20 protein-coding genes are annotated in these 16,097 nt (G+C 60.9%); 12 read left to right on the top strand and 8 right to left on the bottom strand.

What is annotated here, in order from left to right; translation table 11 throughout:
- Positions 1–9: 9 nt before the first annotated feature.
- From NJC40_RS17965 to NJC40_RS17975, 3 genes are all read left to right on the top strand, one after another.
- Positions 10–618, top strand: a complete 609-nt coding sequence (locus NJC40_RS17965) for an SCO family protein (protein WP_253110821.1) — start codon at positions 10–12, stop codon at positions 616–618.
- Positions 618–1,115 (top strand): copper chaperone PCu(A)C, encoded by a 498-nt coding sequence (locus NJC40_RS17970; protein ID WP_045490417.1) that lies wholly within the window; start codon positions 618–620, stop codon positions 1,113–1,115. The genes NJC40_RS17965 and NJC40_RS17970 overlap by 1 nt, the downstream gene beginning before the upstream one ends.
- Positions 1,116–1,223: 108 nt before the next feature.
- A complete protein-coding gene (locus NJC40_RS17975; protein WP_045490420.1) occupies positions 1,224–1,406 on the top strand; it encodes a hypothetical protein in 183 nt (60 codons plus the stop codon).
- Positions 1,407–1,454: 48 nt separating this feature from the next.
- Here the strand turns inward: NJC40_RS17975 and NJC40_RS17980 are convergent, their stop codons facing one another.
- Positions 1,455–2,471 carry a 1-aminocyclopropane-1-carboxylate deaminase gene (locus tag NJC40_RS17980; protein WP_253140496.1) on the bottom strand — a complete coding sequence of 339 codons (1,017 nt, stop codon included), beginning with the start codon at positions 2,469–2,471 and terminating at the stop codon, positions 1,455–1,457.
- A 139-nt stretch (positions 2,472–2,610) separates the two neighbouring features.
- On the opposite strand from NJC40_RS17980, the gene NJC40_RS17985 reads away from it, so the two are divergent.
- Positions 2,611–3,117, top strand: coding sequence for an Lrp/AsnC family transcriptional regulator (locus NJC40_RS17985; protein ID WP_253140497.1), 507 nt, complete (start codon positions 2,611–2,613; stop codon positions 3,115–3,117).
- Positions 3,118–3,298: 181 nt separating this feature from the next.
- Here NJC40_RS17985 and NJC40_RS17990 read toward each other — a convergent pair whose 3' ends face one another.
- On the bottom strand, positions 3,299–3,769 hold the full coding sequence (locus tag NJC40_RS17990; RefSeq protein ID WP_253140498.1) for a transketolase: 471 nt from the start codon (positions 3,767–3,769) through the stop codon (positions 3,299–3,301).
- Between the two features lie 310 nt (positions 3,770–4,079).
- Between NJC40_RS17990 and NJC40_RS17995 the strand changes: the two genes are divergently transcribed.
- The 3 genes from NJC40_RS17995 to NJC40_RS18005 all read left to right on the top strand — a co-directional run bounded on the left by NJC40_RS17995 (position 4,080) and on the right by NJC40_RS18005 (position 6,125).
- Entirely contained in the window at positions 4,080–4,889 is an 810-nt protein-coding gene (locus tag NJC40_RS17995) for an energy transducer TonB (RefSeq protein WP_253140499.1), read from the top strand.
- A gap of 113 nt (positions 4,890–5,002) precedes the next feature.
- Positions 5,003–5,722 (top strand): MotA/TolQ/ExbB proton channel family protein, encoded by a 720-nt coding sequence (locus NJC40_RS18000; protein ID WP_045490438.1) that lies wholly within the window; start codon positions 5,003–5,005, stop codon positions 5,720–5,722.
- A gap of 1 nt (position 5,723) precedes the next feature.
- Entirely contained in the window at positions 5,724–6,125 is a 402-nt protein-coding gene (locus NJC40_RS18005) for an ExbD/TolR family protein (RefSeq protein WP_045490441.1), read from the top strand.
- An 82-nt stretch (positions 6,126–6,207) separates the two neighbouring features.
- On the opposite strand, the gene NJC40_RS18010 is transcribed toward NJC40_RS18005, so the two are convergent.
- Positions 6,208–6,543 (bottom strand): hypothetical protein, encoded by a 336-nt coding sequence (locus NJC40_RS18010; RefSeq protein WP_253140500.1) that lies wholly within the window; start codon positions 6,541–6,543, stop codon positions 6,208–6,210.
- A 338-nt stretch (positions 6,544–6,881) separates the two neighbouring features.
- Between NJC40_RS18010 and NJC40_RS18015 the strand changes: the two genes are divergently transcribed.
- Together NJC40_RS18015 and NJC40_RS18020 are read left to right on the top strand one after the other, a co-directional pair.
- On the top strand, positions 6,882–7,739 hold the full coding sequence (locus NJC40_RS18015) for an SDR family oxidoreductase (protein ID WP_253140501.1): 858 nt from the start codon (positions 6,882–6,884) through the stop codon (positions 7,737–7,739).
- A gap of 94 nt (positions 7,740–7,833) precedes the next feature.
- Positions 7,834–9,264, top strand: a complete 1,431-nt coding sequence (locus tag NJC40_RS18020) for an NAD-dependent succinate-semialdehyde dehydrogenase (protein ID WP_253140502.1) — start codon at positions 7,834–7,836, stop codon at positions 9,262–9,264.
- Positions 9,265–9,397: 133 nt separating this feature from the next.
- Here the strand turns inward: NJC40_RS18020 and pbpG are convergent, their stop codons facing one another.
- Positions 9,398–10,336: a D-alanyl-D-alanine endopeptidase gene (pbpG, locus tag NJC40_RS18025; protein WP_045490452.1), complete on the bottom strand. Its 939-nt coding sequence runs from the start codon at positions 10,334–10,336 to the stop codon at positions 9,398–9,400.
- Positions 10,337–10,587: 251 nt separating this feature from the next.
- Here pbpG and NJC40_RS18030 point away from each other — a divergent pair, with 251 nt between their 5' ends.
- Positions 10,588–11,148 carry a hypothetical protein gene (locus tag NJC40_RS18030; protein ID WP_253140503.1) on the top strand — a complete coding sequence of 187 codons (561 nt, stop codon included), beginning with the start codon at positions 10,588–10,590 and terminating at the stop codon, positions 11,146–11,148.
- Positions 11,149–11,157: 9 nt separating this feature from the next.
- Here NJC40_RS18030 and NJC40_RS18035 read toward each other — a convergent pair whose 3' ends face one another.
- Together NJC40_RS18035 and NJC40_RS18040 are read right to left on the bottom strand one after the other, a co-directional pair.
- The gene (locus tag NJC40_RS18035; RefSeq protein WP_045490458.1) at positions 11,158–11,340 is read right to left on the bottom strand and encodes a hypothetical protein; all 183 of its coding nucleotides are present in this window, start codon (positions 11,338–11,340) and stop codon (positions 11,158–11,160) included.
- 133 nt (positions 11,341–11,473) lie between these two features.
- A complete protein-coding gene (locus NJC40_RS18040) occupies positions 11,474–11,854 on the bottom strand; it encodes a hypothetical protein (protein ID WP_045490460.1) in 381 nt (126 codons plus the stop codon).
- A 226-nt stretch (positions 11,855–12,080) separates the two neighbouring features.
- Here NJC40_RS18040 and NJC40_RS18045 point away from each other — a divergent pair, with 226 nt between their 5' ends.
- The gene (locus NJC40_RS18045) at positions 12,081–12,893 is read left to right on the top strand and encodes a shikimate 5-dehydrogenase (protein ID WP_253140504.1); all 813 of its coding nucleotides are present in this window, start codon (positions 12,081–12,083) and stop codon (positions 12,891–12,893) included.
- Here NJC40_RS18045 and NJC40_RS18050 read toward each other — a convergent pair whose 3' ends face one another.
- Positions 12,894–13,544: a YceH family protein gene (locus NJC40_RS18050; protein ID WP_253140505.1), complete on the bottom strand. Its 651-nt coding sequence runs from the start codon at positions 13,542–13,544 to the stop codon at positions 12,894–12,896. It abuts the gene before it with no gap.
- Positions 13,545–13,991: 447 nt separating this feature from the next.
- Between NJC40_RS18050 and NJC40_RS18055 the strand changes: the two genes are divergently transcribed.
- On the top strand, positions 13,992–15,146 hold the full coding sequence (locus tag NJC40_RS18055; protein ID WP_492180366.1) for an MFS transporter: 1,155 nt from the start codon (positions 13,992–13,994) through the stop codon (positions 15,144–15,146).
- Here NJC40_RS18055 and nhaR read toward each other — a convergent pair.
- On the bottom strand, positions 15,136–16,032 hold the full coding sequence (gene nhaR, locus NJC40_RS18060) for a transcriptional activator NhaR (protein WP_253140506.1): 897 nt from the start codon (positions 16,030–16,032) through the stop codon (positions 15,136–15,138). The two genes, NJC40_RS18055 and nhaR, sit on opposite strands and share 11 nt — an antisense overlap.
- Positions 16,033–16,097 lie beyond the last annotated feature (65 nt).

Below are 16,097 nucleotides of genomic sequence, written 5' to 3' on the forward strand. Positions count from 1 at the left end.
CCGCAGTGCATGAGTCATCACTTTTCCCGCCGCCAGGTGGTCGCCGGCCTGTCCATGCTGAGCATGGGCGGCCTGCTGGCCGGATGCGGCAACTCCAACGTCCTGCCGTTCAAGCACGGCAAGGACATGAGCAACCAGATCATCGGGCGCAATTTCAAATTGCGTGACGTCGACGGTAACCTCAAGACCGTGTCGAGCTTTCGCGGTTACATGCCGATGGTGTTCTTCGGCTTCACCCAATGCCCGGCGATCTGCCCGACCGCGCTGGCCCGTGCGGCGCAGATCAAGAAACTGATGGGCGCCGATGCGCCGATTTTCCAGGTGATCTTCATCACCCTGGACCCGGAGCGCGACACGCCGCAGATCATCGACAAGTACGTCAAGGCTTTCGATCCCGAGTTTGTGGCGCTGTCTGGCACCCTCGAAGAAACCGCCGCTACCGCCAAAGAGTTCGGCGTGTTCTTTGAGAAAGTCCCGCTGGGCGACAGCTACACCATTTCCCATACCGCAACCAGCTACGTGTACGACAGCCGCGGCGTGCTGCGCCTGAGCCTGGGCCACAAACTGACCGCCCAGCAATGCACCGAAGACCTGCTCACCCTTATGGAAGTCTGCTGATGAATACGCTGATGGTTAAATCGTTGAAGGTCGTTGGCTCCTGCGCGCTGTTGCTGGGCCTGAGCCTGCCTGCCCATGCCGAGACCCAGGTCAAGGATGCCTGGGTGCGCGCCACCGTCGCCGGTCAGCCGGCCACCGGTGCGTTCATGCAATTGACTGCCAGCAGCGACAGCAAGCTGGTCGGTGTCGCCTCGCCTGCGGCCAAGACCGTGGAAATCCACGAGATGAGCATGAAAGGCGAGGTCATGAGCATGAAACCGGTCAGCAGCGTCGAGCTGCCAGCCGGCAAGACCGTGACGTTCAGCGCCGAGGGCTACCATGTGATGCTGATTGGTCTGGTGGCTCAGGCCAAGGAAGGCGACCAGATCCCGCTGACCCTCACGGTGCAGGACGCCAAGGGCGAGCGCCAGAGCGTTGAAGTACAGGCCCAGGTCCGCGCGCTGAACACCAGTGACCATGATGCGCATGCCGGGCACGGTGCACACAGCGGTCATTGATCGGCGGTGGTGGGCCGCAGAGTCTGCAATGTGCCGAACGGTCCTGTCATGCAGCCTTCAGAGGTGTAAGGTAAATGATGCAACACACCCGTATCTCTGGAGGTGAACATGAGTACTGCGATGCTGCACAAGGTGCAAGTCAACGGCTACCAGGTGATCAGTGTGAACAACGGCCCCTGGCGGGTCTGCACCGACCACGACCGTCTGGCCATTTTCAACACCCGCGATGAGGCCATGGCCTATGCCGTGTGCCTGCCCACCCGGACCAGCAAGCCCGCCACCCACCATTGACCCCGCTCTTCAGGGCCGCACGAGGCGGCCCTGAATCTGTCGTGCGTTTCAGCCGTCTTTGAACAGGAAACTATAGGCATTGATCGCCGGCACGCCGCCCAGATGTGCATACAGTACGCGCGAGCCCTCCGGGAATTCGTTATTGCGCACCATCTCGATCATCCCGTGCATCGATTTGCCTTCGTAGACCGGGTCGGTCAGTACCCCTTCGAGCCTGGCGCACAGGCGGATCGCTTGCAGCGTACCGTCACTGGGCAGGCCGTATTCAGGACCGCCAAAGCGAGTGTCGAGTACCACGTCGTCGTCGTTGATTTCCCGACCCAGTTCGACCAGCTCTGCGGTATGCCGGGCGATGCGCAGGATCTGCTCGCGGGTCTGTTGCGGCTTGGCCGAGGCGTCGATGCCGATCACCCGCTGGGCGCGACCATCGACGGCGAAGCCTGCGATCATGCCGGCCTGGGTGCTGCCGGTCACCGAGCAGACCACGATGTAGTCGAACTTGAAGCCGAGTTGTTCTTCCTGTTGCCGCACTTCATCGGCAAAGCGTGCGAAGCCCAGGCCGCCGTACGGGTGTTCCGAGCAACCGGCCGGAATCGGGTAAGGCTTGCCGCCCTTGGCCTCAACGTCGGCCAGGGCGTTTTCCCAACTGGGGCGGATGCCGATGTCGAAGCCTGCGCTGTCCAGGCGCACATCAGCGCCCATGATCCGCGACATCTCGATATTGCCGACCCGGTCATACACCGCATCGGAGTAATTCACCCAGTTTTCCTGGACCAGCACGCACTTCATGCCCAGATGGGCGGCCACCGCCGCGACCTGCCGGGTCTGGTTGGACTGGATACCGCCGATCGACACCAGCGTGTCGTAGCCGCCTTCAATGGCTTCAGGAATCAGGTATTCAAGCTTGCGCGTCTTGTTGCCGCCGAAGGCAAGGCCGCTGTTGCAGTCTTCGCGTTTGGCGTACAGCTCGACCTTGCCGCCCAGGTGCTCACTCAGGCGTTTGAGTGGGGTGATCGGCGAGGGGCCGAAGGTCAGCGGGTAACGTTTGAATTTTCCCAGATTCATGGTGAGGCTCCATCAGTGCTCGAACGATGGACTCATCTTAAGAAAAGCGTGGAAATGACGGGTTGCAAAGAATGATCAGTTGACGAACTCAATGTTCGTGATTTCTATTTGAAGATCATTTTATTTCGTGAAATGGACCATGAAAGCAATAAATGAACACAGCAAAACCCGCCAGCCTGGCTCGCCACCGGTTCTCGACCGGATCGACAAGGCGATCCTGCGCAGCTTGCAGCGCGATGCGTCGATTTCCAATGTGGCGCTGGCCGAGAAGGTCAGCCTCAGCCCGCCGGCCTGCCTGCGCCGGGTCGAGCGGCTCAAGGAGGCGGGGATCATCAAGGGGATCGTCGCGTTGCTCGACGGCGAGGCACTGGAGGCGGGGATGGTGGTGCTGATTGGCGTGGTGCTGGACCGTTCGACGCCGGAGTCGTTTGCCCAGTTTGAAGCCGCCGCTCAGAAAATCTCCGGCTGCATGGAGGTGCATGTGGTTACCGGCGAGTTCGACTACTTCATGCTGCTGCGCACCCGTGACAGCCACAGTTTCAACAAACTGCACGCCGAGCAGTTGTTGTACCTGCCCGGGGTCAGGCAGATACGCTCGTTCATGGGCCTGCGCCAAGTGCTGTCGACCACCCAACTGGTGTTTTAGCCGGTCATCATGCTGCCGTGCCTGAGACACGGGACTTTGTAGGAGCGACCTTGGTCTGGGCGGCAGACCGACGAAGGCGGCGTGAAACCGATCGCTAATGTGCTGATTTCCGGCCCTTTCGCGAGCAAGCTCGCCTCTACAGATTTAGCGCATCATGGGGCTTGAGTGATCGGCATTATTGCTACGCCGGCGAAAGAAAGTGGTCCTGCAGATAGCCTCTGACCAGTTGCCCGGTGGTGTCGAGAATCTCCTCGATCTGGATATCCATTACGGCTTGCGCCTGTTCGGCGGCGTCCAGACCGAAAAAGTGCAGGCGGTGCCCGTACACCGATCCCAGCCAGGTCAGGTGCACGCTGTGCAGCATTTCGACGTCCAGCAAATGGCAGTTCTTGGGGATCTGGCCGAGCAACTCGCTGGCAACGCAGCGCGTTTGCTGGTGCGCATCGGGGTTGCTGGCTTCGGCGGCCAGCCATTGATGCTCCAGTTGCACCGGGTACGGGATATACAGGCACGCGACCTGGTCCCAATCGCTGATCCGGGCGACAAGGGTGTCAACCAGGTAGCAGGGCAGGTCACCGCTGCAAACGATGATGACCCCGGTGTCCTGAGTGGCAGGCTTGATCCAGCCGTGCAGTTCTGAATCCTTCAGCATGAACAGCTCCTTCTTGGTTCTGCACCGCAGGTGAGCGGGTGCGATGAGTAATGGCTATTCGCTCTGCGTTGTCAAAGCGCTTTTTGCCAGCGGCTGTGCAACGGCCTTGGCACAGGGCTCTGCGGACCGGCGCAGTATCCATTGGCTAAAAACTGCATATTTCTTTTGTGAATAAACAACGAACTAAATATTCCTTTCTGGCGTATAGGGTTTCGTAGATGATTGCCCTCAGCGAAAACCACTTTGAAGAAGGGTGACTGATACCAACAGAACCTGGATTTTTTTACCGAAAAAATGCAGGAGTGAATCAATGGGCAATGTCCAGACCGCTGCCAGTGCACATGAGGTGCCTTGGCGCCAGGCACCAAGCGGCGAGTTGGTCGACCTGGGCCGTCCTTACCGTGGCCCCTTGGCGCTGTCGCGTTTGCACAGCACGCCCAAGCGGGTTCTGGGCCGCCGGGAAGGCATTCTGTTGGGCGCCTTCGCCCTGGTGTTGCACGGCGCAGTGATCTACTGGGTCAGCCAGACACCAACCCCCGCGTTGCCGGTCGTACCGCCGGAAATTCCGCCGATGACCATCGAATTTTCCGCCCCGACGCCACCAGTGGTCGAGCCTCCGCCGCCGGAGCCGATCCCTGAGCCGGTGGTTCAGGAGCCGCCGCCACCGGTTGAAGACGAACTGGCGGTCAAGCCGCCGCCGCCCAAGCCCAAGCCGAAACCGGTGGTCAAGCCTGCGCCAAAACCTGTGCCCAAGCCGGTCGAGCAGCCACCAGCGCCAACGCCGCCGCCACAACCGGTCGCCGCGCCGGCACCGCCGGCACCACCCGCGCCTGCGCCGGTGACGCCGCCATCGGCCAGTGCCGGTTACCTGCGTAATCCGGCGCCGGAATACCCGTCGCTGGCCATGCGCCGCGGTTGGGAAGGCACCGTGTTACTGCGAGTGCATGTACTGGCCAGTGGTCGTCCGGGCGATATCCAGGTTCAGAAGAGCAGCGGCCGCGACCAGCTCGATGAAGCCGCCGTGACCGCCGTCAAGCGCTGGAGCTTTGTACCCGGCAAGCAGGGCGACAAACCGGTCGATGGCTGGGTCAGCGTACCGATCGATTTCAAGCTCAAGTAACGGCTTTATCCGGTTTTCTAACCAAAAATTGCGCTTTACCCCATTTCAGCGGGCGACCTGACAAAAGGAGCATCGCACACCCGACCTGATGCATCTGCACGAGAGTACCGAACATGAACCTACTGGCATCTCCATTCGAATCTGTTGAACACGCGGTCATCTGGCTGCTGATTGGCTTCTCCGTCGTGACCTGGGGCCTGGCCCTGCTCAAGGGCGTGCAGTTCTCACGCCTGAAGGGCCAGGACAAGGCCTTCCACAAGAAATTCTGGGCCGCCTCCAGTCTCGACTCCGCAGCCGAGCTGGCGCACAACAACCCAGGCTCCGCTGCCCGTGTCGCCCAGGCCGGTTACGCGGCCATCCAGGTACAGGAAAACGCCCAGAACGACCTGAGCCAGTCGATCAACCACCAGGACCGTCTGGAGCGCGCCCTGCGCCAGCAGATCGTCCGTGAGCGCCGCTCGCTGGAAACCGGCCTGGCGGTACTGGCCAGTATCGGCAGCACCTCGCCGTTCATCGGTCTGTTTGGCACCGTGTGGGGCATCATGTCAGCGCTCAAAGGTATCAGTGCGGCCGGTTCGGCCAGCCTGGAAACCGTCGCCGGGCCAATCGGTGCGGCACTGGTCGCAACCGGTGTCGGTATCGCCGTCGCGGTGCCAGCGGTACTGGTTTACAACTACTTCCTGCGTCGCCTGAAGCTGACCGCTGCCGACCTGGACGATTTCGCCCATGACTTCTACAGCCTGGCCCAGAAGCATTCGTTCCGCGTCCTGCTGCACCCGGTGCTCAAGTCCGGCGCCACTGCCAGTGGCCAGAAAGTGAAGGAGGCGTCCTGATATGGCGTTCTCGACCCAAGACAGTGATGAAGTGCTCAGCGAGATCAACGTAACCCCGTTGGTGGACGTGATGCTGGTACTGCTGGTGGTGTTCATCGTCACCGCACCGCTGCTGACCAATTCGATCCCGATCAACCTGCCCAAGACCGAAGCAGTAGCACCGGCCGAGCAGAAAGACCCGTTGGTGGTCAGTATCGACGGGCAGGGCAAGGTGTTTATCAATAAGGATGAGATCCAGCCTGATCTGCTGGAAACCAACCTGCAGGCGGCCAAGGCCAAGGACGACAAGGTTCGGGTGCAACTGCAGGCCGATAATGGCGTGAACTACGGCGAAGTGGCGCGGGCCATGGCCTCCATCGAACGCGCCGGTATTACCAAGTTGTCAGTGATTACCGCGAAATAGCAACTGCCCCTTCAAGACAGTGAGCTTCGGGTCATCCCGCCAAGGCATGGGGATGGCCCTTTTTTTGCTTGTACGGTGCCGCTCAACTGCAGGCTTCAGCCGCGATGTAGTAAGCCGTCGAATCTTCCACCACCGGCAACATGCCGCTCAATGGCTTGGCACTGTCCAGGCCTTCCAGGTTCTCAGCGGTACCCAGGAGCGAGACCGTGGCACGTTCGCAGTTGTAGACGTGCCGGGAGTACAACACACCCAGCGTGCCTTCACGTCGGGTCACTACCACGCGCTGCTGGGGGTGGCCGGACTTTTTCACCAGCGCGTGCTGAGCGCCCGGATCGTGCGGAATGTTGATCGGCTTTTCCGCAGCATGGACTGCCAGTGTGGGGGCCAAAAGGGCCAGCGCGAGTATCAGGGTTTTCATCAGTGCCTCCTGCGGATGATGCGACGCGCCTTGCGTACCTGCTCAAATTATGAAATCCAAAAGTGCTGGCATATAGCCGCCTGTCGGCTTGCACAGCCTTATTCCAGTGCCGATGCCGCACCTGTTACACATCTTGTTAGGGGTCAGGTACTTGCGGACGAGGCGTTGCTGTGCGCATGCCCATGACGGCGGTTTGTCGTCAGGCCGTTTCCGACCGGCGGTCTTGTCCGCTCGGCATGCCCGATGCCGACCATTCGTCAGGGCCGCCGATGACTGTGTTGAACACTAGGCGGTGCATGGGGGACACACAAAGACATCCCATGCAGAGGAAACCCTTCATGACTGACTATCCACGCCCACCGTTTCCTAAACAGACCCAGCCGGTGCCCGGCAGCCAGGGCCGCATGGACCCTTACCCCGACTGCGGCGAAGAAAGCTACACCGGATCGGGCCGCTTGCAGGGCAAGGTGGCGCTGATCACGGGGGCCGACAGCGGTATCGGTCGTGCGGTGGCAATCGCCTTTGCCCGTGAAGGTGCTGATGTGGCAGTGGCCTATCTGGATGAGCATGATGACGCTCAGGAAACCGCACGCTGGGTCGAGCGCGCGGGGCGCCAGTGTCTGTTGCTGCCCGGTGACCTTGCTGAAAAAGCCATGTGCAAGGAGATCGTCGACAAGACCGTGGCGCAATTCGGGCGCCTCGATGTGCTGGTCAATAACGCGGCATTCCAGATGACCCACCAGCGCTTTGAAGATATCCCGGACGAGGAGTGGGTGCGCACCTTCGATATCAACATCACCGCGATGTTCCGCATCTGCCAGGCGGCGGTTCCGCACATGCAGGCCGGTGCCTCCATCATCAACACCAGTTCGGTCAATTCCGACATGCCCAAACCGACGCTGCTGCCTTACGCGACCACCAAGGGTGCGATCGCCAACTTCACCGGTGGGCTGGCGCAGTTGCTGGGTGAGCGGGGTATTCGGGTCAACAGCGTTGCACCGGGGCCGATCTGGACGCCGCTGATTCCGGCGACGATGCCGGCAGAGGAGGTCGAGCAGTTCGGCAGCAACACACCGCTAGGTCGCCCCGGTCAGCCGGTCGAGGTTGCGCCGCTGTATGTACTGCTGGCCAGTGACGAAGGCAGCTACCTGTCAGGCGAACGCTTTGGTGTCACTGGCGGACGGCCGATTTTGTAATGCCGTGGTTGATCTGCGCGCAGACAGCCCCATGTAACCCATAGAGAGAAACGACAGACGGTTTTTATTCTAAGTTAGCCAATGGAGAGTCACGATGTATCCAGATGTGCAACTGTATATCGACGGTCAATGGCGCGCCGCACGTGACGGCCGCTCACAGCCGGTGCTGAACCCTGCCACTGGCCAGACCATCGGTCAGGTCGCCCACGCCGATATCGCCGACCTGGACGAAGCCTTGGCCGCCGCCGAGCGCGGTTTTGCGACCTGGCGGGTGACGCCGGCATTCGAGCGCTACAAGATCATGCGTCAGGCTGCGGTGCTGGTTCGCGAGCGAGCCGATACCATTGCCCGGATCATGACCCAAGAGCAAGGCAAACCGTTGGCCGAAGCCCGTGCCGAGGCACTGTCGGCCGCCGATATCATCGACTGGCTGGCTGAAGAGGGGCGCCGCAGCTACGGCCGCCTGGTGCCGTCGCGTAACGTGCATGTCGAGCAGAAAGTCATCAAGGAACCGGTCGGCCCGGTCGCGGCGTTCACACCGTGGAATTTTCCAATCAACCAGGTGGTGCGCAAACTGTCTTCGGCGCTGGCCGCCGGTTGCTCGATCATCGTCAAGGCCCCGGAAGAAACCCCGGCATCGCCGGCCGAACTGATCCGCGCCTTCCACGACGCCGGCGTACCGGCGGGTGTGATCGGCCTGGTTTACGGCGACCCCGCGCAGATTTCCGGCTACCTGATCCCGCACCCGGTGATCCGCAAGGTCACGTTCACCGGCTCGACACCCGTCGGCAAGCAACTGGCAGCGCTGGCCGGCCAGCATATGAAGCGCGCCACCATGGAGCTGGGCGGTCATGCTCCGGCGCTGGTGTTTGCCGATGCTGACCTGGATCTTGCCGCCCGCACCCTGGCGGCCAGCAAATTTCGCAACGCCGGGCAAGTGTGTGTCTCGCCGACCCGGATTCTGGTGCAGCGTGAGGTGTTCGATGAGTTCACTGAGCGATTCGTCGGCCTGACCCGCGAGGTCAAGGTCGGTTCCGGGCTGGACGCAGGCACCACCATGGGGCCGTTGGCCAACCCACGCCGGGTCCCGGCGCTACGGGAACTGGTTGACGATGCCGTCAGCCATGGTGCCCGTCTGGAAACCGGTGGCAAGGCGATTGAAGGCGACGGCTGGTTCTTCGAGCCCACCGTGCTGAGCGGCCTGACTACAGCCATGCGCATCATGAACGACGAGCCGTTTGGGCCGGTGGCCTTGCTGGTGCCGTTTGACAGTGTCGAAGAGGCGATCGCCGAATCCAACCGGGTGCCTTACGGCCTGGCATCGTATGCCTTCACCACCTCGATCAAGACTGCCCAGGCGCTGAGTTACGGTATCGAAGCCGGCATGCTGAGCATCAACCACCAAGGCATCGGCCTGCCGGAGGTGCCGTTTGGCGGCATCAAGGACTCCGGTTACGGTTCTGAAGGGGGCACCGAGGCCATCGAGGCTTACCTGAACACCAAACTGGTCACCCAGTTCGGTTGAGTCGCAATGCTCTCTGGTTGATGGTGGGAGCGAGCTTGCTCGCGAAGAGGGCGGTCAAACAGCACATTTGTTGTGAGTGTCACGCCATCTTCGCGACCAAGGTCGCTCCTACAGGGGTACGTCAGGCGCGCAATTACTCCTTGGCCTGTTGCAGGCCATTTTGCTTGATTGCCAGATTCTTCTCTTTCTTGTACTGCAATGCCACCGCGGGTACCGGGCCGCTCTGGCCGGTTTCCAGCCATTTGCGCAGCCGGCTGGCGTCGGCAAAGTGCGTCTGCTTGCCGAAGGCATCAAGAATCACCACCGACACCGGCCGCTTGGCCATGGTGGTCAGCAGCACCAGGCAGTGCCCGGCCTGATTGGTAAAGCCGGTCTTGGTCAGGCGAATATCCCAATTCTCCCGATGCACCAGATGATCGGTGTTGCGAAAGCCGAGGGTGTAATTGGGCTTGCTGAAGCGCACGGTCTTTTCTTCGGTCGCGCTCAACTCGCTGAGCAATGGATATTTACGTGCTTCCATCAACAGTTTGGTCAGGTCGCGCGCCGTCGATACGTTAAACACCGACAAGCCGGTCGGTTCCAGGAACGCCGTATGGCTCATGCCCAGCGCCTTGGCCTTGGCATTCATGGCTTTGATAAACGCCGGATAACCTCCTGGGTGACTGTGGGCCAGGCTGGCTGCCGCACGGTTTTCCGAAGACATCAGGGTAATCAGCAACATGTCACGACGATTAAGCTGGCTGCCCAGTTTGACCCGCGAGAACACCCCTTTCATTTCTTTGGTTTGGGAAATATCGACCGGGATCAGTTCGTCCATCGACAGCTTGGCGTCCAGCACGACCATGGCAGTCATCAGTTTGGTGACCGAGGCAATCGGCACCACCACATCCGGGTTATTGGCGTAGATGACTTTATTGGTTTGCAGGTCGACAACCATGGTGCTGCCGGAGGCCAGGTGCAGATTGGCCGGGTCACGATTGAACGGGGCAGGCTCATTGGCCAGTGCCTGAGTACCGATCAGCGAGCCTGTAAGTGCAACTAAAAGGCCCAGCGTACAAAGACGGATTTTCAAGAACAGTACTCACTCAATGGAAGGTGCGTCGGCACACGACAAAACAGGAAAAACAGCGCATTTTAGAAGCAGTTTTTGCCTAAAGTCGATGGGGCGAGTGGCGCATTTGTGCATTAAGTCGAGCCATTGGATATTTGTTCAGAGAGGGTTAAGTGACAAAACGGTATTGCCCGTAATATTCGTGGTATCTGTCACCTACACCGATTAGCATCCCACGTCATTCGAATGTCACGGGTTCAAGGAGTCAGGCAATGCCCAAGGGGTTGATCGGCAAGGATTACCTGTTACTGGTTGTCGTTGCTGCGGTAATTACAGTGGTTATGCTGGGCGCCGGTTTTCTGGCCAAGCCAGTAGACTGGGCCGGCTGGGTGCAGGCCACCGGGGTCATCGTGGCGTTGTTGCTGGCGGTGGCGGTGCCGGCCATCCAGCGCAGCCAGCAGGCGCGTGAAGCGCAGCGGCAATTGCGCGAGCGCGAAGTGGGCTACGCACGGCGCATCCAGTACCTGTGCGGTGAATTGAGCGAAATGCAGGGGCGCATCAGCCTTAATCTGTTGCACCTGCGCGCCAATGACCGGCATCGTCTGAAATTCACCTTGCAGGACTACCTGCACCGGTTGTTCGAGTCGCACAAGCATGACCTGAATGACGACCGGATCGTGGTCGTCCATGAACTGCGCCAAATCGCCAATGATGTAATCGATGAACTGGACAGCGGTCGCACTGATCGGGCGGTGTATACGGTTATTGAACGACGTTTGCAAAAGCTGGCGCAGCGTTGTCAGATCATCGTAGTGATCGCTGAGCGTCTTTGAGCAGCGGCTTCAGCCATTGAGCCTGGGCTTTTCCAATTGCTGGTACAGCGCCTGGGCGGCGGGCAGCGAGGTCAGCGGGCCGCTGACCGCCTCACCGTCGCGCATCAGATACCAGCACGCCAGCAGCCCTTGCTCGCGCAATTGCGCCGGGACTGCACTGCCTACCACCGACATGATATTGACCTTGTTCATGACTGCCTCCGTAACCGATGCAGTTCACTTTACTCACGCCCGGTGGCTGACAGAAATCAACGCTTTCGATAGTGGTCATTGATACCAAGGCCATAAACGACAACCCCGCCGTGGGGGCGGGGTTGGGTAAGTCTTACCAGCGGCCGCGCGGTGGGCCGTAGTACACCGGTTGTGGCGGTGGACCGTAGTGACGGTAGTAGCCTGGTGGTGGGCCGGGGTAGCGCTCGACCACTTCATAAACCGGTGCCGGGCGGTAATAAACCGGTGGCGGTGGTGGCGCGTAATACACGTTGCGTGGCTGCACGTACACGGGCTCACGCTGGATGTAGACCGGCTCGCGCTCTACATAAACGGTCCGGTCGCGGCTGCCGGCCACGGCGGCGCCCACCACGGCGGCACCGACTATTGCACCCGCTATCGCCGGACCTCCCCAGCCATGGCCACCGGCATTGGCTTGACCTGCCAGCGCCAGGGCACCTGCAAACAGGGCGATCTTGGAAAAATGACGAATCATGACGGTTGTTCCTCGGCTTTCGACCCGTTGTCGCAGGGCACCGTCTTTCAGTGCTGCCACGGGGTTAATACTAAGACAGCGGTTTTGTTCAAACTGCGAAGCCGCTGGGTAAAGTTTGTGTAAGGTGGAAGCCCTGACGACAGACGGCACTTTTCGAGCATTTGTCTGTCGCAACAAGTTTACGCCTGTTGTCCAGATTTTAGCCAATACCGTTCAGGAGATTCGCATGTCCATTACTGCCAGTCGGGACACCGTGTTATGCATGTCCCTGGCCGCCCGCCCCGGAAACTTCGGCGTGCGCTTTCACAACTATCTGTACCGTGAACTGGGCCTGAACTTCTACTACAAGGCTTTTGCCCCCAATGACCTGATCGGCGCCGTCACTGGCATGCGCGCGCTGGGCATTCGCGGTTGCGGTGTATCGATGCCGTTCAAGGAAGACTGCATTGCCCTGGTCGATGAGCTGGATGCGTCGGCGGCGGCCATTGAGTCGATCAATACCATCGTCAACACGGACGGCCACCTCAAGGCTTATAACACCGACTACATCGCCGTCGCGCAGTTGCTCGACAGCCACGCCGTGCCGCGTACTGCTTTTGCCTTGCGTGGCAGTGGCGGGATGGCCAAGGCGGTGGCCTGTGCGATGCGTGATGCCGGCTTTAGCGACGGGGTGATCGTGGCCCGCAACCGGCAGGCCGGCGAGCAGCTTGCGGCCACCTGCGGCTGGCGCTGGGTGCCGGAGTTGGGGGCTGAGAGGCCGGCCTTGCTGGTCAATGTCACGCCGCTGGGCATGACAGGCGCCCAGGCTGATGAACTGGCGTTCGACCGGGCGGCCATCGAGACGGCCCAAACCCTGTTCGACGTGGTCGCCACCCCGGCCGAAACGCCGCTGATCCAGGCCGGGCGCCAGCTCGGCAAACAGTTGATCACCGGCGATCAGGTGGCGGCGATCCAGGCGCTGGAGCAGTTCGTGCTGTACACCGGGGTGCGGCCCAGCGATGAGCAATACCAGCGGGCGGCTGCATTTGCCCGTGGCTGATCAGCCTTCCAGTTGCGCCAGCCGCGCTTCCAGCGCGGCGATACGCGCTTCGAGTTCATCGAGCCGGTCGCTGGAGGTCGAAGCGCTGCGTTCTGGCGCTTGCTGGCGGCTGTCGAGCAGGGCTTGCAGGTCGGCTTCGTTGCCCAGTTTGTGCATGTAGCGGTCTTCACGCTGACTGCCCTGGCGCGGCAGCAGTGACACCAGGCCGCGGGCGATCAGGCGTTCGAGCGTGTGCAGCACTTGCTCGGCGTCTTCGAAGTCATGCATGCGGTTGCTGCGGGTCAGCAGTTCATTGATGGTCTGCGGGCCGCGCAGCAGTAACAGGCCGGTGAGGATCAACTGCGCGGGGACCAGTTCCAGGTGTCTGTCGACCTTGTGTTCCCAACGGTCGGCGCGACTGCCCATCACCAGCTTGGCCAGCCCCAGGTTTTCCAGGCTGCGCAGGCTCTGGCCGATCTGGCCCTGGGTGAGGTTCATTATTGGCTCGCGGCTGGTCTTCTGATTGCAGGCCAGCATCAAGGCATTGAGGGTCAGGGGATAGCTTTCCGGGCTGGTGGCCTGTTTTTCAATCAGGCTGCCGAGAATCCGTACCTGCGTGGCATCGAGCAGCAGGGCTGAGGATTCATTGCTGGATTCGGGGGTGTCGGTCATGGTGTGCTCCCTGGACAATGGCAGGCGGCCAGACTAGGGCTTGTCAGGCACAATTGCCAGTGGGTAGGGACTGTTACCGGTTCATCACAATCGCGCCGAGGTCTGTTTTGTCGGCCTGTATAGGCTTCACCTGTTGGAATACGTGCGACAAAACAGCCACGGCCCTGCGGGTTGCGCCCCAAATCGCGCCATGCGTCGTTGAAGGACTTGAAAAGGGAGCGACCATTTCCTGCGCCCTTCGCCTCGCCTGACACGATTTGGCACTGCAACGCGGCCTGCGCTGAAACGGCAACAGCCCCTAGCGCAAAACCCGCAACAACATGCCAGCCCCGGCTGTCTATAATTGCCGCGCCTTTGTGAATCGCCGCATCTTTATGTCAGAGGCTTTTCGGCTTCTGTTTCACCCGACGGCCCGCATGCGGGGCGTATCGTTGTTGGAGTGTTCTGATGTTAGCTGTCTATCTGTTGTCTGCCGCCGGCTTCACGGTGGTGACCACGGAGTTTTTGATTGTCGGTTTGTTGCCTGCCATGGCCCGCGATTTGGGCGTTTCGATTTCTCAAGCCGGCCTGCTGGTGACCCTGTTCGCGTTTACTGTGGCAGCCCTTGGGCCATTTCTGACCGCTTGGTTTACGCGCTTCGAGCGGCGCCGGCTGTTTATAGGCGTGCTGGTGCTGTTCGGCCTGGCCAATGGTTTGGCCGCCGTGGCGCCCAATTATGGCGTGATGGCCCTGGCGCGGCTGCTGCCGGCGCTGGCCTTGCCGGTGTTCTGGTCGCTGGCCAGCGAGACCGTGGTCAATCTTGCAGGCCCGGAACACGCGGGCAGGGCGGTGGCGCGTTTCGGGGTCGGGATCATCCTGGCCATGGTGTTCGGCATTCCGGTCGGCACCCTGATCAGCGATGCGTTTGGCTGGCGCATGGCGTTCGCCGTGGTGGCGGGTCTGGCACTGCTCAAGGCTTTGTTGTTGTTCATCTGGTTGCCGGCCAGCCGCCCCGCTCACGCCGTATCGATGCGCGAGCAACTGGGCATTCTGCGCAGCCCGTTGATGCTGGGCCATGTGCTGCTCTCGGTGTTGGTGTTCAGCGGCATGTTCACCGCCTACACCTACCTGGCCGACATGCTTGAGCGTCTGGCAGGTTTCGACGGTACGGTGGTGGGCTGGTGTCTGATGGGCTTTGGCGCAGTGGGCCTGATTGGCAATGCACTGGGCGGGCGTATGGTTGATCGTCACCCGTTAGTGGCCAGCCTGACATTCTGTACCTTGCTCAGCGTCGGCATGCTGGCGGTGGTGCCCAGCGTGGGCTCGATTGCCGCGCTGATGGCGGCCCTGATCGTCTGGGGCATCAACCAGGCGGCGCTGTTTCTGGTCTGCCATGTGCGCTTGATGAAGGCCGCGCCCCAGGCGCCGGCCTTCGCCGCGTCGCTGAACGTGGCGGGCGGTAACCTGGGTATCGGCCTGGGGGCAATGATCGGTGGACGGGTGATCGACAGCCTGGGGCTGACCTATCTCGGCGTGGCCGCTGCCGCCATCGTCGGCCTGGCGATCCTGCTGGCCCTGGCGATGCTCAGGTTCGATCCGCTGCCGACCGCAGTCAGTCGCTGAACAGCTTGCTGCGTGCGCCCTCGGTGATGGCCACCACGCCTGGATGGCGGACCTTGCGCTCGACGGTAATGGCGTAGAACGACTCGGTCACCGCCTCGGTCTGGCCAATCAGGCGTACGCCATATTGCTCCTGGACCTCGTGGGCAATCACGCTGGGGGCGACGAATACACCGCTGCCGGAGCGCCCGAAGGCCTTCATCAAGGCACTGTCATCAAATTCACCGATGATCCGCGGGCGGATTTTCTGCTCGGCAAACCAGCGCATCAGCCTGGCGCGTACCACGGTGTCCTGGCCGGGAATCAGCAGCGGAGCGCCGTCCAGCGCCTGTGGAAACTCCATGGTCAGACGCTGCGCCACTTCTTCAGTGGCAAAAAAGCTGACCCCGCATTCGCCCAGTTTCTGGCTGTAGCCACGGATGTCGAGGTGCGGCGGCATGGGGCTGTCAGACACCACCATGTCCAGGCGCTGGATGGCCAGGTCGGCGAGCAGGCGTTCAAGTTTGTCTTCGCGGCAGGTGATGCGGATTGGCTCGTTGAGCTCCATGGTCGGAGCGATCAGGCGATAGACAATCGACTTGGGCACCACGTCGGCCACGCCGATCCTGAACAGCGTGTGCTGTTCACCGGGTTGTGAGCGCAGCACGCTTTCCAGTTCGTTACCGAGCTGGAACATTTGCTCGGCGTAGGGCAAGGCCAGCCGGCCTGCCTCGGTCAATTCCAATTGGCGACCGACGCGCTGGAACAGATCCACGCCCAGGCTGTCTTCCAACAGGCTGATTTGCCCGCTGATGGTTTGTGCAGTGAGGTTCAATTGCTCACCGGCACGCACGATGCTGCCGGTACGGGCCACCACCCAGAAATAGTGCAATTGTCGATAATTGAGCATAGCGATCGCATAGTTCGTAAAAACCGAAGTATATAACTTGTAAATACGAATTTTCCGGATGTTTC

Origin of the sequence: Pseudomonas sp. 21LCFQ02 (assembly GCF_024129895.2) — a bacterium.
Lineage (GTDB): Bacteria > Pseudomonadota > Gammaproteobacteria > Pseudomonadales > Pseudomonadaceae > Aquipseudomonas.

Bases quoted from the DNA above. Each gene is read 5' to 3' on its own strand.
- NJC40_RS17965 (WP_253110821.1), top strand. From the start codon at position 10: ATGAGTCATCACTTTTCCCGCCGCCAGGTGGTCGCCGGCCTGTCCATG.
- NJC40_RS17970 (WP_045490417.1), top strand. From the start codon at position 618: ATGAATACGCTGATGGTTAAATCGTTGAAGGTCGTTGGCTCCTGCGCG.
- NJC40_RS17975 (WP_045490420.1), top strand. From the start codon at position 1,224: ATGAGTACTGCGATGCTGCACAAGGTGCAAGTCAACGGCTACCAGGTG.
- NJC40_RS17980 (WP_253140496.1), bottom strand. From the start codon at position 2,471: ATGAATCTGGGAAAATTCAAACGTTACCCGCTGACCTTCGGCCCCTCG.
- NJC40_RS17985 (WP_253140497.1), top strand. From the start codon at position 2,611: ATGAAAGCAATAAATGAACACAGCAAAACCCGCCAGCCTGGCTCGCCA.
- NJC40_RS17990 (WP_253140498.1), bottom strand. From the start codon at position 3,769: ATGCTGAAGGATTCAGAACTGCACGGCTGGATCAAGCCTGCCACTCAG.
- NJC40_RS17995 (WP_253140499.1), top strand. From the start codon at position 4,080: ATGGGCAATGTCCAGACCGCTGCCAGTGCACATGAGGTGCCTTGGCGC.
- NJC40_RS18000 (WP_045490438.1), top strand. From the start codon at position 5,003: ATGAACCTACTGGCATCTCCATTCGAATCTGTTGAACACGCGGTCATC.
- NJC40_RS18005 (WP_045490441.1), top strand. From the start codon at position 5,724: ATGGCGTTCTCGACCCAAGACAGTGATGAAGTGCTCAGCGAGATCAAC.
- NJC40_RS18010 (WP_253140500.1), bottom strand. From the start codon at position 6,543: ATGAAAACCCTGATACTCGCGCTGGCCCTTTTGGCCCCCACACTGGCA.
- NJC40_RS18015 (WP_253140501.1), top strand. From the start codon at position 6,882: ATGACTGACTATCCACGCCCACCGTTTCCTAAACAGACCCAGCCGGTG.
- NJC40_RS18020 (WP_253140502.1), top strand. From the start codon at position 7,834: ATGTATCCAGATGTGCAACTGTATATCGACGGTCAATGGCGCGCCGCA.
- NJC40_RS18030 (WP_253140503.1), top strand. From the start codon at position 10,588: ATGCCCAAGGGGTTGATCGGCAAGGATTACCTGTTACTGGTTGTCGTT.
- NJC40_RS18035 (WP_045490458.1), bottom strand. From the start codon at position 11,340: ATGAACAAGGTCAATATCATGTCGGTGGTAGGCAGTGCAGTCCCGGCG.
- NJC40_RS18040 (WP_045490460.1), bottom strand. From the start codon at position 11,854: ATGATTCGTCATTTTTCCAAGATCGCCCTGTTTGCAGGTGCCCTGGCG.
- NJC40_RS18045 (WP_253140504.1), top strand. From the start codon at position 12,081: ATGTCCATTACTGCCAGTCGGGACACCGTGTTATGCATGTCCCTGGCC.
- NJC40_RS18050 (WP_253140505.1), bottom strand. From the start codon at position 13,544: ATGACCGACACCCCCGAATCCAGCAATGAATCCTCAGCCCTGCTGCTC.
- NJC40_RS18055 (WP_492180366.1), top strand. From the start codon at position 13,992: ATGTTAGCTGTCTATCTGTTGTCTGCCGCCGGCTTCACGGTGGTGACC.
- nhaR (WP_253140506.1), bottom strand. From the start codon at position 16,032: ATGCTCAATTATCGACAATTGCACTATTTCTGGGTGGTGGCCCGTACC.